Source organism: Bacillus sp. EB01 (assembly GCF_000613125.1).
Taxonomy (GTDB): Bacteria; Bacillota; Bacilli; order Bacillales; family Cytobacillaceae; genus Bacillus_D.
Genome location: NZ_HG964497.1, coordinates 243,891 through 270,108, shown reverse-complemented (window position 1 = coordinate 270,108; position 26,218 = coordinate 243,891). Strand labels below are relative to the sequence as shown.

The 26,218-nt window shown below is 40.2% G+C and carries 30 protein-coding genes and 1 tRNA gene; 24 read left to right on the top strand and 7 right to left on the bottom strand.

The annotated features are described in order from the left end of the window. The first annotated feature begins 136 nt into the window (after nucleotides 1-136). Complete coding sequence (gene gyrB / locus TY16_RS01200) at nucleotides 137-2,053, top strand: DNA topoisomerase (ATP-hydrolyzing) subunit B (protein WP_043929844.1); 1,917 nt, start codon at nucleotides 137-139, stop codon at nucleotides 2,051-2,053. A 70-nt stretch (nucleotides 2,054-2,123) separates the two neighbouring features. Here gyrB and TY16_RS01195 read toward each other — a convergent pair whose 3' ends face one another. Beyond that, nucleotides 2,124-2,624, bottom strand: coding sequence for a CarD family transcriptional regulator (locus TY16_RS01195; RefSeq protein WP_043929842.1), 501 nt, complete (start codon nucleotides 2,622-2,624; stop codon nucleotides 2,124-2,126). A 906-nt stretch (nucleotides 2,625-3,530) separates the two neighbouring features. Between TY16_RS01195 and TY16_RS01190 the strand changes: the two genes are divergently transcribed. Beyond that, the gene (locus TY16_RS01190) at nucleotides 3,531-3,758 is read left to right on the top strand and encodes a hypothetical protein (RefSeq protein ID WP_043929840.1); all 228 of its coding nucleotides are present in this window, start codon (nucleotides 3,531-3,533) and stop codon (nucleotides 3,756-3,758) included. 52 nt (nucleotides 3,759-3,810) lie between these two features. Here the strand turns inward: TY16_RS01190 and lexA are convergent, their stop codons facing one another. Then, on the bottom strand, nucleotides 3,811-4,431 hold the full coding sequence (gene lexA, locus TY16_RS01185) for a transcriptional repressor LexA (RefSeq protein WP_043929839.1): 621 nt from the start codon (nucleotides 4,429-4,431) through the stop codon (nucleotides 3,811-3,813). A gap of 155 nt (nucleotides 4,432-4,586) precedes the next feature. Between lexA and yneA the strand changes: the two genes are divergently transcribed. The 4 genes from yneA to tkt all read left to right on the top strand — a co-directional run bounded on the left by yneA (nucleotide 4,587) and on the right by tkt (nucleotide 8,058). Beyond that, a complete protein-coding gene (gene yneA / locus TY16_RS01180; RefSeq protein WP_043929838.1) occupies nucleotides 4,587-4,916 on the top strand; it encodes a cell division suppressor protein YneA in 330 nt (109 codons plus the stop codon). A gap of 18 nt (nucleotides 4,917-4,934) precedes the next feature. Then, entirely contained in the window at nucleotides 4,935-5,582 is a 648-nt protein-coding gene (locus TY16_RS01175) for a YneB family resolvase-like protein (RefSeq protein WP_043929836.1), read from the top strand. 70 nt (nucleotides 5,583-5,652) lie between these two features. After that, nucleotides 5,653-5,886, top strand: coding sequence for a DUF896 domain-containing protein (locus tag TY16_RS01170; protein ID WP_043929835.1), 234 nt, complete (start codon nucleotides 5,653-5,655; stop codon nucleotides 5,884-5,886). Nucleotides 5,887-6,051: 165 nt separating this feature from the next. After that, nucleotides 6,052-8,058, top strand: coding sequence for a transketolase (gene tkt, locus TY16_RS01165; protein WP_043929834.1), 2,007 nt, complete (start codon nucleotides 6,052-6,054; stop codon nucleotides 8,056-8,058). A gap of 54 nt (nucleotides 8,059-8,112) precedes the next feature. Here the strand turns inward: tkt and TY16_RS01160 are convergent, their stop codons facing one another. After that, nucleotides 8,113-8,568: a spore coat protein gene (locus tag TY16_RS01160; protein WP_043929833.1), complete on the bottom strand. Its 456-nt coding sequence runs from the start codon at nucleotides 8,566-8,568 to the stop codon at nucleotides 8,113-8,115. An 84-nt stretch (nucleotides 8,569-8,652) separates the two neighbouring features. Continuing rightward, the gene (locus tag TY16_RS01155) at nucleotides 8,653-8,964 is read right to left on the bottom strand and encodes a hypothetical protein (RefSeq protein ID WP_043929832.1); all 312 of its coding nucleotides are present in this window, start codon (nucleotides 8,962-8,964) and stop codon (nucleotides 8,653-8,655) included. Between the two features lie 357 nt (nucleotides 8,965-9,321). Between TY16_RS01155 and sirA the strand changes: the two genes are divergently transcribed. The 4 genes from sirA (at nucleotide 9,322) to TY16_RS01135 (ending at nucleotide 13,745) form a co-directional block, all read left to right on the top strand. Continuing rightward, the gene (gene sirA, locus TY16_RS01150) at nucleotides 9,322-9,762 is read left to right on the top strand and encodes a sporulation inhibitor of replication protein SirA (protein ID WP_043929831.1); all 441 of its coding nucleotides are present in this window, start codon (nucleotides 9,322-9,324) and stop codon (nucleotides 9,760-9,762) included. Nucleotides 9,763-9,834: 72 nt separating this feature from the next. After that, nucleotides 9,835-10,056: a YneF family protein gene (locus TY16_RS01145; protein ID WP_043929830.1), complete on the top strand. Its 222-nt coding sequence runs from the start codon at nucleotides 9,835-9,837 to the stop codon at nucleotides 10,054-10,056. A gap of 148 nt (nucleotides 10,057-10,204) precedes the next feature. After that, entirely contained in the window at nucleotides 10,205-11,956 is a 1,752-nt protein-coding gene (locus TY16_RS01140; RefSeq protein WP_043929829.1) for an ABC transporter transmembrane domain-containing protein, read from the top strand. Between the two features lies 1 nt (nucleotide 11,957). Continuing rightward, complete coding sequence (locus TY16_RS01135) at nucleotides 11,958-13,745, top strand: ABC transporter ATP-binding protein (protein WP_442853200.1); 1,788 nt, start codon at nucleotides 11,958-11,960, stop codon at nucleotides 13,743-13,745. A gap of 34 nt (nucleotides 13,746-13,779) precedes the next feature. Here the strand turns inward: TY16_RS01135 and TY16_RS01130 are convergent, their stop codons facing one another. After that, a complete protein-coding gene (locus TY16_RS01130; RefSeq protein WP_043929827.1) occupies nucleotides 13,780-13,977 on the bottom strand; it encodes an aspartyl-phosphate phosphatase Spo0E family protein in 198 nt (65 codons plus the stop codon). 263 nt (nucleotides 13,978-14,240) lie between these two features. Here TY16_RS01130 and TY16_RS01125 point away from each other — a divergent pair, with 263 nt between their 5' ends. Next, nucleotides 14,241-14,951 carry a cytochrome c biogenesis CcdA family protein gene (locus TY16_RS01125; protein ID WP_043929826.1) on the top strand — a complete coding sequence of 237 codons (711 nt, stop codon included), beginning with the start codon at nucleotides 14,241-14,243 and terminating at the stop codon, nucleotides 14,949-14,951. Nucleotides 14,952-15,035: 84 nt separating this feature from the next. Then, nucleotides 15,036-15,518: a CcdC family protein gene (locus tag TY16_RS01120; protein ID WP_043929824.1), complete on the top strand. Its 483-nt coding sequence runs from the start codon at nucleotides 15,036-15,038 to the stop codon at nucleotides 15,516-15,518. Between the two features lie 255 nt (nucleotides 15,519-15,773). Here the strand turns inward: TY16_RS01120 and TY16_RS01115 are convergent, their stop codons facing one another. Continuing rightward, nucleotides 15,774-16,175, bottom strand: a complete 402-nt coding sequence (locus TY16_RS01115) for a DUF2621 domain-containing protein (protein ID WP_043934422.1) — start codon at nucleotides 16,173-16,175, stop codon at nucleotides 15,774-15,776. Between the two features lie 164 nt (nucleotides 16,176-16,339). On the opposite strand from TY16_RS01115, the gene TY16_RS26010 reads away from it, so the two are divergent. The 3 genes from TY16_RS26010 (at nucleotide 16,340) to TY16_RS01105 (ending at nucleotide 17,951) form a co-directional block, all read left to right on the top strand. Then, nucleotides 16,340-16,436: transfer RNA gene (locus tag TY16_RS26010), tRNA-Sec, on the top strand. 156 nt (nucleotides 16,437-16,592) lie between these two features. Beyond that, entirely contained in the window at nucleotides 16,593-17,636 is a 1,044-nt protein-coding gene (locus TY16_RS01110; protein WP_043929823.1) for a tyrosine-type recombinase/integrase, read from the top strand. A gap of 42 nt (nucleotides 17,637-17,678) precedes the next feature. Next, the gene (locus TY16_RS01105; RefSeq protein WP_043929822.1) at nucleotides 17,679-17,951 is read left to right on the top strand and encodes a hypothetical protein; all 273 of its coding nucleotides are present in this window, start codon (nucleotides 17,679-17,681) and stop codon (nucleotides 17,949-17,951) included. Nucleotides 17,952-17,998: 47 nt separating this feature from the next. Here TY16_RS01105 and TY16_RS01100 read toward each other — a convergent pair whose 3' ends face one another. Continuing rightward, on the bottom strand, nucleotides 17,999-18,979 hold the full coding sequence (locus tag TY16_RS01100) for a tyrosine-type recombinase/integrase (protein WP_043929821.1): 981 nt from the start codon (nucleotides 18,977-18,979) through the stop codon (nucleotides 17,999-18,001). A 148-nt stretch (nucleotides 18,980-19,127) separates the two neighbouring features. Here TY16_RS01100 and TY16_RS01095 point away from each other — a divergent pair, with 148 nt between their 5' ends. The 9 genes from TY16_RS01095 to TY16_RS01050 all read left to right on the top strand — a co-directional run bounded on the left by TY16_RS01095 (nucleotide 19,128) and on the right by TY16_RS01050 (nucleotide 26,091). Beyond that, the gene (locus tag TY16_RS01095; protein ID WP_043929820.1) at nucleotides 19,128-19,559 is read left to right on the top strand and encodes a helix-turn-helix domain-containing protein; all 432 of its coding nucleotides are present in this window, start codon (nucleotides 19,128-19,130) and stop codon (nucleotides 19,557-19,559) included. A gap of 674 nt (nucleotides 19,560-20,233) precedes the next feature. Then, a complete protein-coding gene (locus TY16_RS01085) occupies nucleotides 20,234-20,503 on the top strand; it encodes a helix-turn-helix domain-containing protein (RefSeq protein ID WP_043929818.1) in 270 nt (89 codons plus the stop codon). Then, entirely contained in the window at nucleotides 20,500-20,853 is a 354-nt protein-coding gene (locus tag TY16_RS01080) for a hypothetical protein (RefSeq protein WP_043929817.1), read from the top strand. Before TY16_RS01085 ends, TY16_RS01080 begins: the two co-directional genes overlap by 4 nt. 330 nt (nucleotides 20,854-21,183) lie before the next feature. Further along, nucleotides 21,184-24,009: a hypothetical protein gene (locus tag TY16_RS01075; RefSeq protein WP_043929816.1), complete on the top strand. Its 2,826-nt coding sequence runs from the start codon at nucleotides 21,184-21,186 to the stop codon at nucleotides 24,007-24,009. After that, on the top strand, nucleotides 23,984-24,337 hold the full coding sequence (locus tag TY16_RS01070; RefSeq protein WP_155922107.1) for a hypothetical protein: 354 nt from the start codon (nucleotides 23,984-23,986) through the stop codon (nucleotides 24,335-24,337). Before TY16_RS01075 ends, TY16_RS01070 begins: the two co-directional genes overlap by 26 nt. A gap of 137 nt (nucleotides 24,338-24,474) precedes the next feature. Then, the gene (locus TY16_RS01065; RefSeq protein ID WP_155922106.1) at nucleotides 24,475-24,729 is read left to right on the top strand and encodes a hypothetical protein; all 255 of its coding nucleotides are present in this window, start codon (nucleotides 24,475-24,477) and stop codon (nucleotides 24,727-24,729) included. Between the two features lie 8 nt (nucleotides 24,730-24,737). After that, a complete protein-coding gene (locus TY16_RS01060; RefSeq protein ID WP_043929812.1) occupies nucleotides 24,738-25,178 on the top strand; it encodes a hypothetical protein in 441 nt (146 codons plus the stop codon). Nucleotides 25,179-25,206: 28 nt separating this feature from the next. Beyond that, on the top strand, nucleotides 25,207-25,644 hold the full coding sequence (locus TY16_RS01055) for a GNAT family N-acetyltransferase (RefSeq protein ID WP_043929811.1): 438 nt from the start codon (nucleotides 25,207-25,209) through the stop codon (nucleotides 25,642-25,644). Nucleotides 25,645-25,833: 189 nt separating this feature from the next. Further along, the gene (locus TY16_RS01050; protein ID WP_043929810.1) at nucleotides 25,834-26,091 is read left to right on the top strand and encodes a hypothetical protein; all 258 of its coding nucleotides are present in this window, start codon (nucleotides 25,834-25,836) and stop codon (nucleotides 26,089-26,091) included. The last annotated feature ends 127 nt before the right edge of the window (nucleotides 26,092-26,218 follow it).

The following is a 26,218-nucleotide window of genomic DNA, read 5'->3' as shown; positions in this document are numbered from 1 at the left end:
CTCCGGTTGTCAACCAGATTGACATAAGGAGGGTTTTTTAGTAAAATAAATTAGTCAACCTTGTTGACGAAATATCAAGTCAGCAAGGAAATGTGCATAGAGTTAGCAGCATAGGTACAAGTCAGGGGGAACTAGAATGGACCAAACAGAAATAAATAAACAAACGTATGATGCAAACCAGATTCAAGTGTTGGAAGGATTGGAAGCAGTCCGGAAACGTCCTGGGATGTATATTGGTTCTACTTCCTCAAGAGGCCTTCATCACCTTGTATGGGAAATTGTCGATAATAGCGTTGATGAAGCGCTTGCCGGTTATTGTGATGAAATTAACATTATAATTGAGGAGGATAACAGCATAACAGTTAAGGATAATGGCAGGGGCATCCCGGTTGGTGTGCATGAAAAAGAAGGAAGGCCTGCGGTTGAAGTCATTCTTACCGTCCTGCATGCAGGCGGAAAGTTCGGCGGAGGCGGATATAAGGTTTCCGGAGGCTTGCACGGCGTAGGTGCTTCGGTTGTAAATGCGCTGTCTAGTTTGCTTGAAGTTTGGGTTCACCGTGATGGAAAAATTCATTATATGAATTTCTCTCGTGGTATCCCCCAAACCGAACTTAAGGTAATAGGAGACACAGACCACACTGGTACAACGATTCACTTTATTCCAGATGGAGAAATTTTCACAGAAACGCTTGAATATGAATATGGCATCCTTGAGGGCAGATTAAAAGAGCTTGCTTATTTGAATAAGGGAATTAAAATTACCTTATCTGATAAACGCGGTGAAGGCCGTACGGATGAGTTCTACTTTGAAGGCGGTATTAAATCTTACGTTGAGCATTTAACAAAAGAGAAGCCACTCAATCCGGAACCAATTTTCATTGAAGGTGAGCAGAGCGGCATTACGTTGGAAATTGCGCTCCAGTACAATGAGGGCTTTGCCAGCCAAATATTATCTTTTGCCAATAATATTAATACACATGAAGGCGGAACTCATGAAGTTGGCTTCAAAACAGCATTAACCAGAATGATAAATGAGTATGCCCGTAAGAGTGGGATTTTAAAGGAGAATGAAACCAACTTCTCTGGTGAAGACACTCGTGAAGGCTTGATTGCGATTATTTCTGTGAAGCATCCGGATCCGCAGTTTGAAGGGCAAACTAAAACAAAGCTCGGAAACTCTGAGGTAAAATCAATCACAGACTCCATTATGTCGGAAAAACTTGAACAGTTTATGCTTGAGAACCCGATCGTTGCAAAAAGTATCGTAAATAAATGTATACTTGCTTCAAAGGCAAGGATTGCGGCAAAGAAAGCGAGAGAACTGACGAGAAGAAAAACTGCTCTTGAAGTTTCAAATCTTCCAGGAAAGCTCGCAGACTGTTCTTCAAAGGATCCCGCCCTCAGCGAATTATATATCGTGGAAGGAAACTCGGCTGGAGGATCAGCAAAACAGGGAAGGGATCGTTATTTCCAGGCGATACTCCCATTACGGGGTAAAATCCTGAACGTTGAAAAAGCCGGAATGGATAGAATCCTTCATAACGGAGAAATTGGGACACTAATAAAGGCTATTGGAGCAGGCATTGGTGACAACTTCGATATTGAAAAAGCCAGATATCATAAGATTGTTATCATGACTGATGCCGACGTAGATGGAGCCCATATAAGGACGCTTATGCTGACGTTTTTCTATCGATTTATGAGGGAAGCAATCGAAAATGGCTATGTCTATATTGCTCAGCCGCCTTTATATAAAATACAGCAAGGCAAAAATATTCAATATGCGTATAATGCAAAGGAACTTGAAGAAATACTGGCAACCCTGCCAAGCTCTCCAAAACCCAACCTGCAGCGCTATAAAGGGCTGGGGGAAATGAATCCAGAGCAATTATGGTCTACTACGATGAATCCTGAAACGAGGACTCTTTTAAGGGTAAGCATAGAGGAAGCAGAAGTTGCCGATGAAATTATCGATATGCTGATGGGGGACAAGGTAGACCCGCGCCGCGTGTTTATAGAGGAAAATGCAGTATACGCCACACTTGATGTTTAATACCCGGATTTAACCATGATATAAAAACGACAAAAAGGCGGGCCTTTAAATTTAAAGGTCCGCCTTTTTCTTATTGTTGTTGGATGAATGTAACAACCTTTTCATGAACCTCCTCAGAAGTCATGTTCAATTTAATGGCCAATTCCTTGAAAAGAATTTTTTGAAGGCCGAGCAGTAATTTTCTATCTTGTTCATAAAATTTTTTGCCCTCCAACTCGACTTCTATTTGCCTTCTCATTAACGTATTAATGATTTTAGCTATCTCAAGGCGATTACCTTTAGATACAATTTCGTGATACTTTTGGTTTCTCAAGTTCGGATTGTCAATCCATAACTTTCCGGGCTTTTTGAAAGAATAAAGAAGTGCCTGGGCATCGTCTTCATGAATCAATTCCTTCATAATGACTCTTTCGTTGTCTACTGGAGTACTAATAGTGAGTTTATGACTATTGTCCAATGGATGCATAACGTAATAGTTCTTGGTAACCCCCGCGATTGTCTTCTCGCAAATATCATCAATTTCACAAATACCGTGTGCAGAGTAAATAATCAAATCCCCTATGTTATACATGTATCTACACTCCCATTTAAATTGTCAACCAAGTTTATTATATCACGAAATAGAAAATCGTCAACTAGATTGACAATATTGAAAGAGCCAATTAGATTAATTCCCCATTGAGGAAGTAAGATAGTATGAATAGTAATAAATGGCCAGAATTACTAGTTCTTTTTTAAAAACCGAAGTTATATCACTAGAAAAAGTGTGACAAAATAGTGAACTTTTTTTGTGACTAAGTATGGAAGGATAGTATATAATGATAAGTAAAGAATAAGATGAAACAAAAACAACCGCCAAGGGGGATTGGCGGCGGTTTGGGGTATGAAAGGCATTTTTCAATGCGTTTTGTCGGGGCCTGCTAAGCAATATGCCTGCAGGCGGAAAGCAGATCTGTATCTGGTTGCATATTCGTGTAAGTATCATGATGGAAAGCTGCAAGATGCGTCTTGTTGCAGAGACCTGGCTGGTTGTGTGTCGTAGATGCCACTTCATTTTCATCTTGTTGCTCCATAGTAGTTGGAGCCTGTTGAATTCAAGGGTGTGAAAAACAGGATGAGTCATGATGTAATACTGGCCCCAGCGTATGAAGCGAGAATACAAAGCTGCACGTTCTAGCTGCTGCGGTGTTTGTTTATCTAAGTTGATTTGACTGGCTGATTCTAGTAGTAACTGGATCCTCGTTTGTGTAGTTTCTGGTTGTTAAGAAAAATCTACAGTTAATTCTTGATGTGTTGCACAAATCTAAACAATTGCTCTGGTTGTTTTTTATTCATGCTGCAATTGCTATTGATGTGTCTCTGTATTTATAAAATATCAGATTCCAAGTTAAAAAAGGTGGCTTCTTAGTTAAGTTCACATTTCTGTAAAAACAATATGGCAAACTTTTGAATAAGGGAAATGGGGGATTGAATTAATATGATTAGAATGGCTGTTGCTGGAGTTCTGGGGTTTATCCTTGTATTTGTTGAATCTTACATAGTTATGGCTCTCAAGGGGTATGTCACGATAGAGTTTGGTGGAATTGCGCCATTTATAGGGGTATGGTCCATGAATTTTTTCCTTGTCTTTTCAATATTGTCCCAAATCAAGGTTTGGTATGTAGAACGGCTGGAAGCTCGAGAGGATGCACCTGCCGGCAGATAGGAATAATTTAAATAACAAAGAAAAAACAGGCTAACCCAGGGTAGCCTGTTTTTTAATGGATGCTTCTGTAAACCCCGATCACTTTTCCAAGAATAGAAACCTCTCTTAAAATAATTGGTTCCATTGCAGAGTTTTCAGGCTGAAGGCGGAAGTAGTCTTTTTCTTTGTAGAACCGTTTACAAGTCGCTTCGTCCTCAGTGGTCATAGCAACAACGATGTCACCATTATTGGCTGTCTGCTGTTGTTTCACTATTACATAATCCCCATCAAGGATGCCCGCCTCAATCATACTTTCTCCCATTATCTCAAGCATGAATACCTGCTCGTCCGATGGCACCATTCTTTCAGGGAGCGGGAAGTATTCCTCGACATTTTCAACCGCGGTTATTGGCTGGCCGGCTGTGACACGGCCGACGACAGGGACATTCACAATCCTTGATTGTGGAATGTAGTTTTCCTCAATCTCCAGAATTTCGATGGCTCTTGGTTTCGTTGGGTCCCGCCTAATCAGGCCTTTCATCTCCAGCCTTTCGAGATGGCCATGGACGGTGGAGCTGGAAGCAAGACCAACAGCTTCTCCTATTTCACGGACGGAAGGTGGATATCCCTTTTTTTTGACTTCGCCCTTTATAAAGTCCAGAATCTCCTGCTGACGTTTTGATATTTTAGCCATATATGGATACACCTCTTCTGGTAATGTTACCTTATTATAGCATGTCCTTCCCAAAAACACAAACATAAGTTCGAGTTATTGGTTGACGTCAAACAAGTGTTCGTACTATAATAAAAACAAAGAACCGAACATATATTCGCGGAGGGGTTTATCCTATGAAAAAAATATGGAGCAATTATTCGTACGTCATTATTATTTTGGCACTAAGCTGCATCTTTGCATTTTCTGCAAATATCCTGAATAAGCCTGCAGATGAAAACAAATACATAACTGTTACAATAGAGGAAGGCGATTCTCTTTGGGAGATTGCTGGAGAATTGTCAGAAAACCATTCAATGGATCGCTCTGAAATCGTGAATTGGCTCAAGAAAAATAATCAGTTAGCCGGGGAAACAATTTTTCCAGGTGAGGAGTTAATAGTCCCAGTAAAGAAGAATCGTCTGGAAACCGGAACAGAGCTCGCTAGTGCCGGGGAAAATGAATAGGCAAGGAGGTTCGGTAAGGTGAGGGCAGTTATATATTGCCGTGTGAGCACGGATAAGGAAACCCAGGAAACCTCACTTAAAAGGCAGGAGGAAGAGTTGATTGCGCTTGCCAGCCGAAGTGCGATGGAAACTATCTCCATAATCAGGGAACAGGCAAGTGGTTATACACTTGAAAGAGATGGCCTTTTGCAGATGTTGGACCTTGTCCATGAAAAGGAAGTGGACGCCATACTAATACAGGATGAAACGCGTCTTGGAAGAGGAAACGCTAAGATTGCAATCCTTCATGTATTGTCAAAGGCGGGCGTGAAACTGTTCAGCATTGCGCATGATGGCGAACTGCAATTATCAGAATCAGATTCAATGATTCTCAATATTGTCGGGATGGTAGAAGAATATCAGAGGAAATTACATAACATCAAAATTAGGCGTGGAATGAAAAGGGCAATAGAAAATGGGTATAAGCCTCAAAAGAACCTAAAACATATTGATGAGGCGCCAGGCAGGGAGAGAAAGGAATTGCCTGCTGAAGAAATAGTCAAACTGAAGAATAACGGGCTGACTTTTGCCGAAATCGCGGCGACACTTCGGGGCTTTGGGTACGATGTGTCTAAAGCTACCGTCCACAGAAGATATCGAGAGATAGACGCAAGGGAAGAACAATAGGCATCTGCCTTGTAAAATATGTAGAGTTCTAGTATCATGCATGGTAGTTTATTCGAAAGAGGGATTTGCCATGCTTTCAAAAGAAAAGATGAACCGCATCAATGAATTAGCCAGGAAGGCAAAAGCAGATGGCTTAACAGAGGATGAGGCGAAAGAACAATCCATGTTGAGAAAGGAATATCTTCAGGTTTTCCGTTCTTCCATGCTTGACACATTAACCAATACGACCTTCATCGACCCGATTGGGAATGATGTAACACCACAAAAAATCAAAAACAGAAAGAAAGGGCGCCATCTGCATTAATGGCGTCTTTCTGTTTTGAAATCTGCCTGGAATAAGTTGTTTACGTTTCTTTTTTGTCATAAAAGGGAACTTTAGATACAGGCAGGGGAAGTAATTTGTTGTCTAACAGGCAGTAGGCTATAATAATAAAGTGGTACGAAACTGAATAGTGAAAGGATGTATCTCATGTTTGATCAAATTGATGCTTTGTCCGTAACCTCGATCAGAACATTGTCGATCGATGCAATTGAAAAAGCTAATTCCGGGCATCCAGGAATGCCGATGGGTGCAGCACCAATGGCGTATACGCTATGGACCCGTTACATGAACCATAATCCAAAGAACCCAAACTGGTTCAACAGGGACCGTTTTGTTTTATCAGCGGGACATGGTTCGATGCTGTTGTACAGCCTTCTTCATTTATCTGGATATAACGTAACAATGGATGACATAAAAAACTTCCGCCAGTGGGGCTCCAAAACACCAGGGCATCCTGAGTATGGCCATACAGAGGGTGTCGAAGCGACCACAGGGCCATTAGGCCAGGGTATTGCGATGGCAGTTGGTATGGCGATGGCTGAACGCCATGTTGCCGCGGTTTACAATAAAGACAAATTTGAACTTGTTAACCACTATACATACAGCATCTGTGGTGATGGCGACCTGATGGAAGGCGTTTCCGCAGAAGCTGCATCGCTGGCTGGCCATCTTAAGCTCGGACGCCTGATTGTTCTTTATGATTCAAATGATATCTCTCTAGATGGAGATCTTCATCAGTCGTTCTCTGAAAGCGTAAAGGATCGATTCCTTGCTTATGGATGGCAATATATCCGAGTGGAGGATGGAAATGACCTTCATGAGGTAGCGCGTGCGCTTGAAGAAGCTAGGAATAATGTAGACCAGCCTACTATGATTGAAGTGAAAACAGTCATTGGCTATGGTTCACCAAACCTTGCCGGGAAATCTGACGTACACGGGGCTCCGCTCGGAATGGACGAGCTTAAGCTCACAAAAGAAGCATATAAATGGACATTTGATCAAGACTTCCACGTTCCTGAGGAAGTTTACGACCATTTCCGCAAAATGATTGCAGAGCATGGCGAGAAGAAAGAGAAGGAATGGAATGATCTTTTTGATCAATATAAGAAGGAATACCCAGAATTGGGAACACAGCTTGAGCAAGCTCTAAGCGGTGAACTTCCTGAAGGCTGGGATAAGGACCTTCCTGTATATGAAGAAGGCAAGAGCCTTGCAAGCCGGGCTTCTTCAGGTGAGGCTTTGAATGCTATTGCTAAAAACCTCCCTACCTTCATTGGAGGTTCTGCAGACCTTGCTGGCTCCAATAAAACACTAATTAAAAATTCCAGTGACTTTATGCCTCATTCTTATGAAGGCAGGAATATTTGGTTCGGTGTTCGCGAATTTGCGATGGGAGCTGCCTTAAATGGTATGGCTCTGCATGGCGGATTAAAAGTATTTGCAGGGACATTCTTCGTTTTCTCTGATTACCTTCGTCCTGCTATCAGGCTTGCGGCTCTAATGGGCTTGCCAGTCACTTATGTATTTACGCATGACAGTATCGCTGTAGGGGAAGATGGCCCTACACATGAGCCTGTTGAGCAGCTGGCGGCTTTAAGGGCTATGCCGAATCTGGGTATCATCCGTCCTGCAGACGGCAATGAAACAGCTGCAGCTTGGAAACTTGCGGTAGAATCAAGGGATAAGCCTACAGCGCTTGTACTCACCAGGCAAAACCTGCCGACAATCAAAGGTACAGATAAAAATGCGTATGAAGGCGTATCAAAGGGAGCTTATGTTATCTCCCCAGCTCAAAAAGATACTCCTGATGCACTTCTTTTAGCCTCCGGTTCTGAGGTTGGCCTAGCAGTCAAGGCTCAGGCAGAGCTTGCCAAGGAAGGGATTGAAGTGTCCGTAGTGAGCATGCCTTCCTGGGATCGCTTTGAACAGCAATCTAAGGAATATAAAGAGTCAGTCATTCCTAAAGCAGTCAAAAAACGTCTTGGTATAGAAATGGGTGCTTCCCTTGGATGGCACCGCTATACAGGTGATGAAGGGGAAGTCCTAGCCATCGATACATTTGGTGCATCTGCCCCTGGTGAAAAAATCATGGAAGAGTACGGCTTTAGTACAAGCAATGTTGTTTCTAAGGTGAAAGAACTGTTGAACAACTAATAGACATAAGAAGGAGAGGCCGGAATAAGTTTTCCGGCCTCTTTCCTTATGGGATTACAGGATATCCAATTCTACGATTAATGCAAGTAACAGTTGAATCAGGACTTGAATGTTTACAGCGATTTGTGTGTCCGTGGTTGTAACTGTTACACCACGGCAGTTTTCGACAATCGTACGCTGCCTAGTTGTTTGATGGATTCTGGAAGATTCCAGAAGTTCCTGGGAGACTCTTTCGGCTAATGCGCCATCTGCAATGGACAAGCGAATGACTGCATTAATGGCAGCCTGCAGTGCAACCTGCAGAGAAACGGCAGCCTTCGTATCAGTCGAAGTAACTGTACAATCAACGGAATTCCTAACTACGATCACTTCGTCAGAGCATTGGGTAGCAACGCTGCGCTGCCGTGCTTCCTGCGTTTTATTAATCCTTCCAGATCCTGATAGCGGATGGTCTTCCCCGCTTAAAGCTGACCAAGAGTTGCAGCTTGAATGGCTTCTTCTTCGGCTCAATGTTATTCCTCCTATCTTTGTTTTCCCTACTAGACTATTCAGGGGAAAGAAAGAAGGTATGGACAAATTATCGAGGTCATTAGTCTATTTTTTATGTTTTCTAGAAAATCCGGGTTTCCAAACTAGATTTACATCATTATCGTATTTATGCATATGGTGCTGTTCCTCAATTTCTGGAGTATGATGTGAACCTTTTCCATCCGATCCTGAACCTGCCCGATTATGCTGATTTAAGAATGCATCGGTCTGCTCCTTCAATCGGTGAACCAAATCCCTCACCCTTTCTCTGTCTTCAGGTGACATTGATTTTTTGTTTACTCCATATTTATTAAGTGTTTTTGAAACAATCAACTTCATAATATCGCCTGACAAGTCGCTTCCATTATGATTTTTCACAATGATTCCTCCTATTTGCTGAATTATAATATCCTATGGTAACAGGCGTTTACCCGCATGAGCAAAAGGTGGAGTTTTGGCTAAAGAGTTAGGTGGAATTTTATGATTGTATGTAAAACTCTCAACAAATTATATAAAAATGGTTTTATCATTGAAATAACCGCAAAAATCGTGACAGTCCATTGAGAGAATAGTATAATTAAGGATAAGGTAAATTTTGAATTATCCGAATTAATTACTTTCTAATACTTTTTTCAACGACCTTCCCATCATGTCCTTTACATCAGGTTTATTTCTTGTTCTCACATTTAGTGATGTCTGCCTTTCCTAAAGTCCATTAACGGGGAGAGAATGAAGATGAGAAAATATCAACTCTATTTAATAGAAGACGAGTTTGCTTCACATTACTTCGGAAGAGAGCGCATATTTTTTCATTTGTTTAGGGAAAATAGGCAGGCTGAAGGAGAATTAAAGAAGGTCACAGATTTACAGATCAATTTTATAACCAAGCCCATGCCCGTTTTGAGAATCCATCAGCTTTTACACAGACAGCTGGAAAAAACCAAAGGATTCTCAGTACAAAATGGATTATATAAAATAGAAGCAAACGGAAAAATTAGTTCAGCAACACTCGCTGTATTTGAGCAGCATATTCTTATTACCGCGGATGGCGGTTATGAAGCGGAAACGGCATTCTTTGAAGTTCTCCGTAAATGCGAAGCCTCTTTCCTTGCCATTGATCTTGATAATACAAAATATGGCTGGCTTAGGCCAATTAAGGAAAGAAAATTTGTCTAATGCAGTCGAATTGGTGTATAATTACGCTTGGTAATTTACATTTTTGAAGGACAACATGGAGGAGGAAATACGATGGCTACAGGCTGGTGGATCGCCATTGTGGTACTGGCATTGATTGTCGGTATCGTAATTGGATTTTTTATAACACGCAGGTACATGATGGATTATTTGAAGAAAAATCCGCCTATTAATGAACAAATGTTAAAAGTTATGATGATGCAAATGGGCATGAAGCCTTCTCAAAAGAAAATCAATCAAATGATGGCTGCAATGAACAAGCAGCAAACAAAATAAGTTGGACAAGGCATCCTCGGATAGAGGGTGCTTTTCTATTTGAATAAATATGTTGTTACAATCTTCCTTATTTTTAAAAAATTTGTTAAAATAGGTTTCTTGTGGGGGCTCTTTTAGATGATTAAAAAATAGAGATTAGGGGGAAGTCATGAGAATATTTGCAGAGTTAAAATGGTTCTTCTGGGAGGAACGGAAAGCGTATGTATCAGGTATTCTGGTTTTGATGTTCGTCGCCTTTCTCCAGCTCATTCCACCAAAGGTAATTGGGATTGTTGCTGATAGCGTCAAAGACGGAACCATTACTAAAGCAGGCCTGGGTAAATGGGTTGCCATTTTGCTCAGTGCGGGTTTAGCCATGTATGTTATGAGATATTTCTGGAGAATCATGATTTTCGGTTCAGCTGTGAAATTGACGAGGAAGCTCCGAGATCAATTGTTTGAACACTTTACAAAAATGTCTCCAGGGTTTTATCAAAATAGACGTATCGGGGACTTAATGGCTCACGCAACAAACGACCTTCAGGCAATCCAGCAGACAGCAGGGGTTGGCGTATTGACGCTTGTAGACTCCCTTGCGACAGGCGGGTTTGTTATCCTGGCCATGGCTTTTACGATTAGCTGGAAGCTGACTCTGATTGCGCTTATCCCAATGCCTTTAATGGCTTGGCTGACAAGCTGGTTTGGAACAATGCTTCACCGTTCGTTTCATAAAGCACAGGAAGCCTTCTCTTCGTTAAATGATAAAACCCAGGAAAGTATATCAGGCATCAAGGTAATCAAGACATTTGGGCAGGAACAAGAGGACATCGAGGATTTTACCAAGCAGTCCGAGGATGTTGTTGAAAAGAACATAACCGTAGCAAAAATAGATGCTCTTTACGATCCGACTATTTCAATCATTGTAGCCATTTCATTTTTCCTCTCTATCGGTTTCGGGGCGCGCGACGTGTTAAACGGAACAATGACGATAGGTGAACTTATTTCTTTTACTACATATTTGGGACTTTTAATTTGGCCAATGCTGGCATTTGGATGGCTCTTCAATATTGTTGAACGGGGCCGCGCTTCGTATGACAGGGTAGCTTCACTTTTAAGACAGCCCCAGGAAATCCAGGATACTCCGGAGGCAATTGCAAATATTCCTGCTGGAGAGATCGAATATTGCATTAAAGAGTTTGCATTTCCAGGCGAGGAAAGCCCGTTGCTAAAAGATGTTTATTTTTCAATCGGAAAAGGGGAGACACTCGGGATTGTCGGGAAGACAGGTGCCGGAAAAACTACACTGCTCAAGCTTCTGATTCGGGAATACACCAATGTATCTGGAGAAATCCGTTTTGGAGGAGCAAATATTGAAAGCTATCGCCTTGAGCAACTAAGAGAGGCGATTGGATATGTGCCTCAGGACCATTTCTTGTTTTCGGCAACGGTTGCAGAAAACATTGCCTTTGCAAGGCCTGATGCATCAAGAGATGAAATTATCGCTGCAGCCAAGCTCGCCAATATCCATGAGGATATTCTCGGTTTTACAAATGGATATGAAACAGTGGTTGGAGAACGTGGTGTTTCATTATCAGGGGGGCAAAAACAACGGATTTCGATTGCCCGTGCGCTTATCCTGAATCCTGAAGTTTTGATCCTTGATGATTCCTTATCAGCGGTTGATGCCAAGACAGAAGAAGCCATTCTTGGAGCCCTGAAGCAGGAGAGGGAAGGGAAGACAACGATTATTACATCCCATCGCCTGAGTGCCATCCAGCATGCAAACCTCATCCTCGTCATCGAAGAGGGCAGGATTACAGAGCGGGGAACACATGAGCAGTTGATGGAAAATGACGGATGGTACCGCGAAATGTACTTGCGCCAGCAGCTTGAAGAGCTTGTTGAACATGGGGGGCAATAAGTTGGATACAAACCTGACAGACAAGGAACAGAGAAAGGTTTTATACCGTCTTCTGTCCTATACAAAACCGCATAAAAAGGCAATCGCAATCGCGTTTGCACTTCTTCTCTTGACGACAATCGGAGACATTGCAGGGCCATACCTGGTAAAAATATTTATAGATGATTATTTGCTTCCAAACAATATTGAATTTCGTCCGTTATTGACTCTGGGGATCATTTACATGGGGACACAGGTGGCTAAGGCATTTCTGTTGTATTACCAGCTAGTTAAATTCCAGGAAATTGCCCTGAAGATTATCCAGCAGCTGAGGATTGATGTTTTCTCAAAGGTGCAGGCACTTGGGATGCGCTATTTTGATAAAACACCGGCAGGGAGCATTGTCTCGAGGGTAACCAATGACACAGAAGCCATTAAAGACATGTTTGTAACCGTAATTGCTACGTTTATTCAAAGTGGCTTCCTTCTTTTCGGTATTTTCATTGCGATGTTCATGCTTGATGTGAAGCTTGCTTTATTCTGTTTAGTCCTGCTTCCAGTTATTTTTGCTGTCATAGTACTGTATAGGAAGTTCAGCTCCCGCTACTATCTCGATATGAGGGAGAGGCTTAGCCAGCTCAATGCAAAGTTGAGTGAATCACTTCAGGGTATGCCGATTATCCAGGTATTCAGGCAGGAAAAGCGGCTTCGCAAGGAATTTGGTGATATAAACGAGCGCCATTATATGGCCGGAATGAAGAACATTAAGCTGGATGCACTTTTACTGCGGCCAGCAATTGATATGATTTATATCTTGGCCCTGATTTTGGTCCTAAGTTATTTTGGCGTTGCATCACTCGAAGTATCCGTTGAAATCGGGGTACTATATGCATTTGTGAATTATCTTGATCGATTCTTTGAGCCAGTCAACCAGATGATGATGAGGCTGTCCCTTTATCAACAGGCAATTGTAGCGGGGTCGAGGGTATTCCGCCTGCTTGATGAAGAGGAACTTGCACCTACACAGAATGAAGATATAGACCTCAAGGTTCAGGATGGTAAAATTGAAATCAAAAATGTCAGCTTTTCCTATGATGGCAAGACAGATGTTCTTAAAAATATTTCTTTTACCGCAAATCCAGGCGAGACAGTCGCCCTTGTCGGACACACTGGGAGCGGAAAGAGCTCAATTATTAATCTGCTTATGCGGTTCTATGAATTTGACCGTGGGGAAATCCTTATTGATGGCGTGTCCTCGAAGAATTTTTCAAAGGATGAATTGCGGAAGAGGATGGGCCTTGTTCTTCAAGATCCGTTCTTGTTCTATGGGACGGTTGCGGATAATATTCGCCTCCATGACAAGGAAATGCCTGATAAGAAGATAGAGGAGGCTGCACGATTTGTACAGGCGCATTTATTTATTGAAAAGTTGGATGACAAGTATGATCATAAGGTCGTTGAACGGGGGGCGGCATTTTCAAGCGGGCAGCGTCAGTTAATCGCTTTTGCGAGAACAATCGCGACTGATCCTAAAATTCTTGTCCTGGACGAAGCGACTGCGAATATCGATACCGAAACAGAGGAAGCGATCCAGACAGCGCTGAACAAAATGAGGAAGGGCCGAACAACCATTGCAATTGCCCACAGGCTCTCGACGATTCAAGATGCGGACCAAATACTGGTGCTCCATAAAGGAGAAATTGTTGAACGCGGAAACCATCAAGAGCTTCTTGCGATAAAGGGTCTTTATCACAAGATGTATTTGCTGCAAAATGGATTAGTTGAACGATATCAGGATGCAGTCAAGTAGAATAAATTATTTTTAAAAAATAAAACAGCCGCGCTTAGAAAGATAGCGGGGCTGTTTTTGTTGATTCGGTTGGCAGTTTTAGAATATATGTATCATTATATTGGTTAAGCAAATGGTCGAGTTCCTGGCTATACCGAATTGCAATAGAGGAGCTTAAGCCGTTCGCTGCAGCAACCTGATACAACTCAATCCGCTTTTGTTCAATTAGGGAAAGCAAGTCCTGTTTCAACACGGCTGTAATTCCTTTCTTGGTTAAGAATAAATAGCAGATGAGTAAAGTTTTCTTAAAATAAGTATAATACTTGACTAAGTATACCCTATATTGGTAAAAAATACAAAAGTTTATGTAAAAAAATTTACAAAACCTATTCACTGTGACTATCTTATCAAACTTGCGGGGATGACACAAAACTTTCATGCAGTTTCCTAACTTTTACGCTAACTTTTTGTTAGAATGGATACAGCTAGATAGTATCGTTTGGGAGAGGTTTAATTATGGGTACAGAAGTTAATTTGTTCCTCGCATTGGGTGCCGGGTTTCTGAGTTTTATATCACCTTGCTGCCTGCCGCTTTATCCCGCATTCCTTTCTTATATAACTGGAATGTCTGTTAGTGACTTGAAAAGTGATAATGGCATGATGCAAAGGCGAAGCATTCTGCATACGATTTTTTTCTTAATAGGTTTCTCGTCAATCTTTATCATGATGGGCTTTATGACATCCTACATTGGCTCGTTCCTGTACCAGAACCAGGATTTGATTCGCCAAATCGGCGCGATATTCATGGTCATTTTCGGGTTGATGATAATCGGTTTCTTCAAGCCAGAATTCCTGATGAAGGACCGCAAGTACCAATTCAAGAACCGTCCTGCTGGCTTTGCTGGCTCTGTCTTGATCGGTATGGCGTTCGCAGCAGGCTGGACACCCTGTACCGGACCGATCCTCGGCGCAGTACTATCGCTTGCAGCAACCGACCCTAGCGCAAGTATGCCGCTTATGATTGCGTACGTCCTTGGATTCGCTATTCCGTTCTTCATTCTGTCCTTCTTCATCGGCCGGATGGCATGGATTAAGCGTAATTCGATTAAAATCATGAAAGTCGGCGGTTCCATCATGATTGCTATGGGTATCATACTGTTTTTTGACTGGCTGACTGTCATCATTCAAGTTTTGCAGCCAATGTTCGGCGGCTTCACAGGCTTTTAGAATTTCAGTAAAATGACGTGCCAGAGTTTTCAATTTATACTATAATTAGCTTGTTAACCTACTTACTAGATTGGGATGAGACGCATGAATCTTGCCCTTGCATCAACAGTTGTCGCATTAGGCATGGCTACAATGGCTATGTTTGTCAGGATGAAGGCAGCGAAAAAACCTGCCACAGCCCTAAAAATCATCATTCCTCCAATTGGTATGAGCACTGGAGCACTGATGTATATCGTGCCGGAATTCCGTCTCACAGGACTGGAGATCGTCGAAGCAGTTGTTATCGGGATGATATTCTCAATCCTGCTGATTAAAACCTCTTCATTCGAGGTCAAGGATGAACAAATATATGTAAAACGCTCGAAAGCATTTTTCTTTATTTTGATCGGCTTGCTAATTGTTCGGCTAATCATGAAGTTGATCTTGAGTGCGACGATCGACTTAGGGGAATTATCCGGGATGTTCTTCCTTCTGGCATTTTCTATGATCTTGCCATGGCGGATTGCCATGTACCGCGACTTTAAAAAACTGCAGAACGAACTACTTCGTAAAAAACAGCCGACCTGAGTGGTTCGGCTGTTTTTGTTATTTTGATGGTGGAGAGTTAAGGGGTGAGGAAATTCAAGTAGCGTTTATTGGATTAATTGATGGCGATGTATGGTCGATTAATCCAAAATAATAGGTTTATTAGATTAATCGGCGATTCTATAGGGGTTATTAATCTATAAAAGTAGTTTTATTAGATAAATTGGTGGGTTGAAATTCTTCATTAATCTAAAAAACTTACTACCTGGTAAAATGAAAAAAACCGCTCTTTGGCGGCTAAAATAAGTGCTGGTATGGAGTCAGATCAATTTGTTTTTCATGTAACGTCTTTTTTAAAAATTTGTGGTCTCGCTTTGGGGTTGCCATGATATATCCTTTAATAATGAGGTCCTGGTCAATCTTGTTTACTCTTTCATTTAAGGCCAACTCACCAATTTTCCCGGCAATCTTATGCCTTGCTACATCACGGAACAACTCAGGAACAGGGGTGACAAGTTCTTCAAGAAACGCCTTTTGGTCATCCGGCCAGAGATGGCGCGACTGATTGACATAATACTCTTCCCAATCCATGATCGATTTGCCATCTTCCTTAGGAAGTTTCTTAAGGAATTTACGGAACATAAAAAATCCGCCAATTGCCATCAACCCAAACAATAAGAATACCCAGATCACTATCATTAATTCTTTTAAAATATCTATCAATGCATTCACCTGCGTTCAAGTAATCACTATCACTATTATAAATCGATTCCGCAAAATATGACAAGACTGTGGCATTCAAACATTTCTATAGCCGCAATAGTAGTTTTTTGCTATAATAATCCTTGTCATCATATTAACACGGGGCTGAATGGGGTACTGGTGTCCTCCACGGTCTTCAAAACCGCTTGTGACCTGCGTGCCAGGTCAGGTGGGTTCGATTCCCACACAGTCCCGCCAAAACCCTTGAACCATCAAGGTTTCTGATGAATTGGAATTTTATACATACTGTTTTGTTTTCCCCATAGACCGTGTGGGGTAGATAAAACAGACCGTGTGACCTCCTTTGCGTATGTTTGGGCAAAACCCCGACAAAAAGCGAAGGAGGTTTTTGTTTTGGCTGAACAAAGCAAACGAAAAGGAAAAAAGACAGCATCAAGGCGTTTTACAGAAGAAGAGACAAATGTTGTGCATGAAAGGTCACTTGATGAGCTATTCGCTATCTTCATGCGAGCAAAAGAGCTTGAGGGGCTCAGGGAACGTACATTGAAGGACCATTTCACCAACTACGGTTATTTTACCCTGTTCCTGAGGAATCGATATCCGGATGTTCATTTGGCGGCAGATATCACGACTGAAATGATCCGGGACTATATTTATTATATGGGAAAAGAAAAACGACTGTGGGACGACCACACACAGGCTTCTGTGAGGTATAAGACGGAGAAGAAGGGTCTTGCCGCCACAACTATAAACATACGGCTAAGGACGCTAAAAACCCTGTTTAAATTCCTTGCTGACGAAGGTCATATTCCAGAAAATCCGACGAAAAGGATTAAGCTACTGAAAACAGAACAGGATACAATCGTAGCATTTTCAAAACAGCAAATCATCGAACTATTAAAACAGCCCGACCAACGCACATATGCAGGGTTCAGGGATTATACCTTAATGTTATTATTTTTGGATACTGGAATAAGAGCAAATGAAGCACTGGGTCTAACCATCAGTGATTTTTATTCTGAACAAAAAATGATAAGAGTACCTGCTCCACTTGCCAAGAATACAAGCGCACGAATACTTCCATTGTCAAAAAGAACAGCAAAAATGATACAGACACTAATAAAAGAAAATAGTGTATTTGAAGATACCGAGCATTTATTCTTATCCAATTACGGAGGAAGAATCGACCCAAGCTGGGTTCGTTCCAGAATAAAAACCTACGGGGAACAGGCTGGGATCACAAATGTCCGTGTTTCTCCTCATACATTCCGACATACATTCGCGAAATTTTATATATTGAACGGTGGTGATGCGTTCACCTTACAGCGAATCCTGGGTCATTCAACAATGAATATGGTCCGGAAGTATATCCAAATGAATGGTGAAGATATAAGACAGCAGCATAATCAATTCAGTCCTTTAAACGACTTATTTTAAAAACAATCTTGACCTTTTTAATAAAGAACGGAGGTAATCCAAATGGAAGAAAATTTGAAATTAATTCTCAATGAATTAAAAGAACTCAATCAAGGGCAGCAAGAACTGATAAAAAATGTTACAAGTATTAACGATACTCTTATTAATGGTATTGGACCGTATTTTGACCGCATAGAGAAGCATATTGATGTAAAGACAGACGATCTAATAGAAGCTTTAGAAGACCAACAACGAGTCATTGATACTTTGGCAGCTCGCTCTATTAAGCACGAAAGCGAAATAAAAAACGTTAAATACAAACTAAAAAACCAATAATAATGATAAAACCCCCTTGTGTGTGAGTATTACACAAGGGGGATTTTTTATTGAAACAAACTGTTAACGGGCGCAAACTTTTGGTGCTGCTTCTTCAAATCGTTCTCTGTCAGTGTCCGGTATCGCCTTAAGGACTGCTGTGCTCTCCATCCACCAATTTGCATCAGCGATACTTCGTCTCCTCCATTTAACGTGTAATGGACGGCAAAGGAATGACGAAATTGGTGAAAATGAGCATGATCCAGTTTTGCTTTCTTCGCATACCTCACAAGGTTGTCCCGGACTCCGGCATAGGTGATTCGTGTACCATTTCCAGTAATGAATGCTCCGTAAGATGTTTTAGGAGAAACCTCAGAATTTCGTTTAAACAACCTCTGGAGCAATGTGACGGTATCCTTGCCCAGGGGGCTTGTACGGGGATGACCGTTTTTTGTGATTTGTGCGGGGAAATGAACTTCTCCTTCGTTCAAATCAAAATTCCATTCATTAAGCTGTAATGTTTCACCAATCCGGGCTCCGGTATCAAGGAGGAACAGATACAGAGCCCGGTCACGTTCGCCTTCGAACGAGTCGGCGTTTATAGCATCTAACAGCCTGAAAAGTTCTGACTTGCTCCAATACCTTGGCGTAGCGTCTTCATGCCTCAAATTGAATTCCTGCCATGGGTTGTCAAGAATATAACCCTTTTTCTTATAATAATTAAACTGAGCCTTCAGGGTCCGCGTCCGGATATTTATTGTTGTTTGGGATAATCCTTTTTCCTCGTTCTTGAGCTTACTTCCAATCCGTCTATGGTCGCTCCATTTCACTTTGTTCCGGAGAAATTCCCAGTATCCGGCGCAAATCATATCCGTAACATCGTTTACATTTGCAACTTGAATTCCGCTGTTTTTTAGATAGCTTTTGAAATAATCAAAGTGGACCTTATGCTCACGGACTGTCCGTTCCTTTAATCCCTTTTTTACCGATTGAACAACCAAAAATTCTTTGAATGCATCATCTAATTTTTTTTGCTGTGTCAGAAGCATGAACCTCCTCAAAATAATATTTGATGTTTCCTATTAGATGTTTCTATTGAGTTGTGTTCTATAGAATGTTTCAGTTTTACATTTTTATACACAATGTAATAAAAACTTTTTCTAAGGCAATACAGATAATAAGAAGGAGGTAATAACAATGGAAGATTTTATTCTCTGGTTGAAGGATGAAAGGGAAAGAAGAGGCATCAGTGCAAAAAATCTGTCCGAAATGCTGGGGAAATCGCATTCATATATTTATTCAGTGGAAAAAGGTTTAGTAAAGGAAGTACCGGAGAGTGTGAAGAGAAACGTAATTTCTATACTAGGGCTTGAAAACCAGGAACCATATGAAATGGAATATCTGATATTAGCGGATGATGATAAAAGGCAGCGCTGTATCCAGGAAGTAAACGCTTTTTTAAATAAGCTGAAGACCGATGAAATTCAAGGTTTAGTTGATATCATTCGGAAACGCCCAGACTTGATAAGGTTGTTATGCGCTATTTCAGAAGGATCGAAAAGTACATCCAGAGTATACGAAAATATTTATAGCTACTCGCGATATGTTAAAGATTATATTGAGAGATGAGCGGACCTTTTGGCGAATAGGACCAGAAAGGAATGAATAAAACTAATGGATAACAATAGCGTGAATTTTGTCATATGAATAAAGGAAAGAATGATTATCTCCAAAATATATCTTTGTATAGCGGTATAAGCTTTTCAAATTGGAGGGGAAGAATTGCTACCTGCAGCGTATCTAACAAGTTCAGAAAAGAAACAGATAAATGCTATCCGTAAAAAGTTAAAGAAATCCAAAACTAGAGAGGAACTGTCAGCATACGTTGACCAATTGAAGTTAATTCACGAGCGGATTTTTATAAGATACGAATATGAAAATAAATTGAAAGGGAGGTCTTAGAACCTCCCGTTTTTATATAAACACGTTACTCGCGTTATAAGAACAGATAAAAGCGCCCCGGCACGTTTTCGACTCACATGAATTGAAAAAGAAATGATAATCCCTTGCAAATAAGGCTCGTTGATTCCCACTCTTTCTCCTAATACTTTTTTGTTATTTGTTATATTAATAATTATTTCATTATATAAGTGTCTTTATAAAAAATAAGAGCAGGGATTTTTATATAATTAATTTAAAATATCTTTTAAAGTTGGTTATATATTTTTTAAAACAGGACATAATTCATAACATAGGTTAACAAAGGACAACAAAAATATACTTAAGGAGGGAAAATAGAGAAAATGAGTAAAATTAATCTTTTAGACGAATTAGGTTTAGAAAACAAATTAACCGATGAGTTTTTGAATATTCCTGATGGAGCTACCTTACGTCCGAGTTTTGTAGCAGAAGTTTTAAATGTTCATATTGAAACAGTTCGTAGGTGGTTAAGATCCGGAAAACTCAAGTCCTATTCGTTTGGCGGCAAATATGCTATAAAAGGTAGTGACTTTAAAGAATTCCTTCTTCATTCTATGCCGTTAACAAAAGCTCAAAGGGATGCAATTAGTTGAACACTATAGCAATTTCATTCTTAAAGGAAAAGAAGATTGATTATTACCTTGAAAAAACAACAGTTTTCTTCCCTTGTTTTATATGTCAAGACCGGGTAATTATGGATTCACATGAAGGTTCGTGGAATTGTTCTGGTTGCAAACAAACTGGACATTTTCTAGATCTAGTCCATTTATTTGAAAATACAAAAAATGACCCTCATTATGTAAAAGCTAGGATTTTCAATCCTAAAAAAGAGTTCCAACAAATCCGGAATATTATTTTAAGGCACTATCAGAAGAACGGAGATATATCACTATCAAAAGCTATCCAACGTTTGGAAGAGCTTGAAGAGTTTCTCATTGGCTAAAATTGAGAAATTTAAGTAACTTTCACCAATTGCGAAATTGGTGTTTTTTTTATGCAATTATTACATTAGAATAACAAATGAGACGACTACAAACCCCTCTAACGTCACATACTATAACAAACCACAACAAACCACTACATCACGCTATAAAAGCAGCCGAAAAACGACATAAAAAAATAGTGGAATGTCACAAACCACTACAAGGGACAACATATTAGCCTGAAAATTACGCTATTGTTTCAACCTAATATGTAGGTGTATGTAGTGGTTTGTGACCTTTGCGGTATAAAAGGACAATTTAGTGGGGCATACTAATTGGGAGGTGATTAAATGGGTACTGTTTTGCCTACCCTGGACAAGCTAAAGAAGAAATTGAAGGATGACATCCTTGACACAAATCAAGCATCGAAATTGCTTGGTATCACAAATCAAGGTCTTCGTGAAAGGGTAAGACGGGGGTATTACAAAGACGCGGTTTTAATTAATCACGTCGATTTCCAACTTGAAAGTAAGTATAAATATTTCTTTATCAAAAGCCGATTGGTAGATAAAGAACTTCCCACTCCGGAGGAATATGAAGAATTAAATGGCGTTACTCTCATTTCTTTCAAAGAAGCATGTAAGATCCTATATATCACCCCCAATACGATGAGGACTTATATTTCAAAAGGAATGGTTAAATCTCTCTATGTAACAAACGAAGTGGATATTAGAAATACTAGAGACTCATATAAATACCTTTTTTTAAAAGACAAGGTAGATGAGATTTCCCCATATAAAAACACTGATCAGCTTCCGTCTGTAGAAGAGCTTGAACAACGCTTAGGCAGCAGGTTGATCATGAAATTTGATGCCGTAGCCAGAAATTCTCGAATGAAAGAGTTCGATGAAACACTTGAAGAATTTAAGGGCATCTTTGTGAAGTACGGCGTTGATTTTTTTGATCACTCCGGTCGTTACAAAAAACAAAAACCCACATATCTTTTTATTGAAGACAAGGTTTATGACCCTTCGCTCCCATCTGTGGACGAAATTAAAAGCAAACATCCCGATTTAATTCATTATCACGAAGCATTGCCCTTTTTTAACTGTAAGCCTTTTACTTTGAATGAGATTTTAAAGAGGGGTTATTACAGCGATCTCTATTTGAAAGCCGGAAGAGATTTTCGTCCATCAAGGCGTGTGAAGTATTTATTCAATAAAGATAAAATCCAAGGAGGAATAGATATCCGCGAACACTTTACCGGGCTGGAAGGCTTATCAAAGTTACTAGCAGTAAATATTGTCCTTCTAAAGCGTTATTCTGTTAAGGGATTCCTTGAGCCAGCAAGAGTAAACGGCACCCTCTATGAAATCCAATGGGTTAAGGATAATTTTTATAAAATTGCCAAAGAAAATAAACGTGCCCTTACTAAAAACCGTCAAAATTTCTCCCCGTTGGATTTTTTAAAGGAAGTAGGGGCAACTCACCTCCTAAAACTAATGGAGGAAGCCGTGACTGCATTCTTAAAGGGCGGCAGGATAGGCAATACCAAAAGAAAAAAACGCGTTAAACAGGAAGAGACCAGAGAGCGGATTATGAGGAAACTGGGCATTTGCATGTACAAAATCATCTGTGGTCGTTCCGGAATCGACAAATTTTGGGAAATGAATACCATTGGAAAATACCGCCCTTTAAACGAAGAAGAGCTTGAAAAATTCGATCCGTCACTCTTTGAAGTGACTGATTTTAATCCGGAGGATATAGACTATATAGCGGCTGGTTATGAAGAGTCAACCTATTTTGAGTTGATAACTCATTATTTCAAGCCGTTTATTGATTATGTCCTTGCTTCCAAAAAACAAGAGCTTCGCAAATTCAAAAAGAAATTCCTCACGGAAAAAGAAAATATAGCTGAGAACAGGCAAGAATATGAAAGGCTATCGGACCTTTTGGACTTATGGGAAGAGGATATTCTGGATGCTTTTGATAAAACTCCTCAATTCAAGCCTGTCCCAAAGAACGAGCGAATAGATGTTCACCTGACTCGGGAACAACTTCTATTGGCTTCCAAAAGGATTACTGAGCATCCTTCTTTCCAATTTCCGATTAAACGCAAAGCCATCTTCCTGATGGGTGGATTAATTGGAATCAGGAATGATGAGTTATGCCATTTAAAGATTTCTGATTTCGCTTTAAATGAGGATGGATATCTCCAACGGTTTGAACTAAATCCGGATAAAGTATACACAACTTCGAATGGAATAACAGGACCATCAGTTCCTACAAACAATGAAAACGGATATGGACTCGTTTATATCCGAAAGGAAATTTCAAAAGGTGAATATGGTGCCTCTCCAATGTGGGGTACTTATATTCCTCCTGGGCTCGTAACAACGCTTGACAGTTACTTTAAAATCCTTAATAAGAAACATCCAAATACAAAAGGAGAGGGCTATTTATTCCGAAGCAGAGATTTCTTGCCGGATGAAAAATATTCTTCCTCAAACATTGGAGCCTGGATTAGGGAATATCGGGACGAATTGTTCAACTTTTTGCCTGAAAATGAAAGAAAATCCTTCCGATATTACGACCTGCGGCATACGGTCGCGGAAATCTTGGTTCATAACACGCATCTGTCAGATAAGGAATTGGAAAAGCGCTTGAAGAGGGTAGCTGAACTTCATATCCGTCATGATATGAACAACCTTAGTATGAAAAAACCCCTGGTTGAAAAGACTTATGCGAAGGATGCGAATGCTGTCCATTATTTTAAAATCATGGACGAAGCTTTAAATTTCCCTTTCAACCTAAAACCGCTGGAAAAAGCCGCACCTTTAAAGAGCTTTTATGACTGGGAAATAAATAAGGGATACCGTAAACCGCAAATTGTTGATCGGGATACTGATCAGAATACTAAGGAAGAGACCCAGAGTAAAATGGAATTACTTTCTCATGAAGAAACTACGACTTTAGCTCAGCTCAATAAAGATAAAGAAGAGAAAGAGCAATACCTGGCAGACATTTCTAAGGGTTATAAGAGAGCGTTCAAGAAAAAATATAACCTTGAAGAGAAGGATTGGTTATATGAACTCCCTAGGGTCAAAAAAGAAATTGAAGCTCTTGATCAACAAATAAAAGACATCAAAAATGCAGCAACAGCTACGGCTTCATAATTTTGTAATGGATGTGACAGCAATGGCAAGACAATACAACTACAGAGAATTTGTTCAATGGTGTATTGAAAGAAACCTTGAACCGCATCTTCCGACTTCTTTTGAAATATTCGTTGATAACGCGCTATACACCGCAAGTCAGATTTCAGCGACTTGCGGTGTACATAAAGAAACTGTATTGAGATGGTTTCGAGACGCAAAATTGACAAATCAAAGTGTATCGAACGCTTATAAAGCAGAAGGGTCGGACATTAAACAACTCCTGTTTAATCGTCCGGTTGTACTGGGGCAGGCAATGGAAAGATATCCGGAATTTTTCAACTCATAATTGGCTAAGCGCATAATGCTTAGCCTTTTTTGTTTGGAAGATGTTGAGCCTATGCTTTTATAATGGACTATTTCCTTATTGTTCACCTGCAGGATTCCTTTTTTGGTAAAATAAAGAAAAGGAGTGGGAATAGCAAAATGGAAAGAGCATTGCAAAACAAAATTGAAATTCCGGTTAACATCTATAAGGGCGAGGAATTGATTGCTGAATGCAAAAGCATCCAGGAGGCGGCAAGATTCTTTAAGCGGGAAACGAATGCCAAACGGTTCAACTGGTCAGCCATAAACAATGGGATATGGCACGATCAACCGTATTCAATTAATGGCACAACGTACTTCTTCACGACTGCTGAAGAAGCTGTAGAACGCAAAATGGAGTTGATTGGGAGATGATGAAATAGATGCAGGCTCGCTTGAATAAGCCCTTATTGGGTGAATATACCAATTTTTTAAAGGGATATATTGCTGCTTTTCTGACTGTCATCATTGTCATTTTCGTCAACAATGTTTTGCTTAGTGAGTATGATACGTTTTTCTCTAGAACGGCTCGCTTTGCAGAAGGAGTGCCATCCATCCTTATTTTTGGTCATTATTATGTTCTTCCGGGATGCCTTTTAGGGGAATGGGTTTACAGGAAGTTTGCTGTTTCAAAACGTTTTCTTACAGGCTTTGTCTTATTCGCTTTATTGGGGTTTGCTTTCGGTATAATAATTTCCGGATTTCAATTGAATGCCATTATCCTGGCAATCACTATAGTCGGATCAGTTTTGTTTTTTTGCTTCAGACGTGATCGGGGCAGTTTAGTGGAAGAAGATTATTGTAATACCAATTCAAATTTATAATAGGATATTGAAAGGACTGACTTTATTAATGGAGATTAGAAAACCAAATGATTCTGAACTTGAAGAGATTATTTTACTTTCCCCACAAGCTTTATTTGATGGCACAATGGGTGAAGTAAAACCCACAAATGAAAAAATCAAAAGTCTTATTGAACCATTACTGAAAAAGGGAAGCTACTATTTAATAGCAACAGAGAACGAAAAATTAATGGGCTGGATTCTTGTAGGTGCAGGTAAAGACCAATTTACTGACAAGACGAATGGATTTATTTATGAACTGTTTGTTGTAGAAAAATTTAGAGGGAATGGAGTTTCTAAACAGTTAATGAGAACTGCATTTGACCATCTAAGACAGGATGGATATTCTGAAGTTCGTCTTAGTGCGTATGCAGGGAATCCAGCTATACAACTTTACGAGAAAATGGGCTTTAACATAAAAACAGTTTCTATGAGTTTGCCTTTATAAAAAAACGGGTGCGTTGATCCAGGAAGGATTAACCGCCTTTTTTGTAGAATTCCTTATTGAACAAACGGGGCAGGTTTATTCAATAAGGCTGTTTTCGTGAAAATTTTTGTTATTGATAAAAATAACAATTAGCAAATGGTAATATAAGTAAGAATAATGATATAATTTATTATTGAGAGGGGGATGGCTATGAGAAAGTCTGGTATCATATCAGTTGCGGCTTTTTTAATTTCTTTGATGGTATATACAGCGTGGTTCTTTAATGACGATTTATTTTCAAAATCAGCAATGCTAATAGCAGTTGTACTGCCGATTATTGGAATAATTACTGCCTTCTTTACTAAGAAAAAATCCCTTAAAATAGTTGGATTGCTTGGGAATTCACTTGTGCTTTTATGGGCTGTTGTAATTCCATTTGCTTCTACTCTATTTTGGAATACGCCATAAAACGATAGAGTCGCTTCTAACTGAAGTGGCTCGATATTGTGCCCTTCTTAGGATTTCAACAGAGTCTATGGAATACTTTCCTTCTTGAAGTAACGGGTGCTTATGTTGAAGAAAAATCCAATAGTAT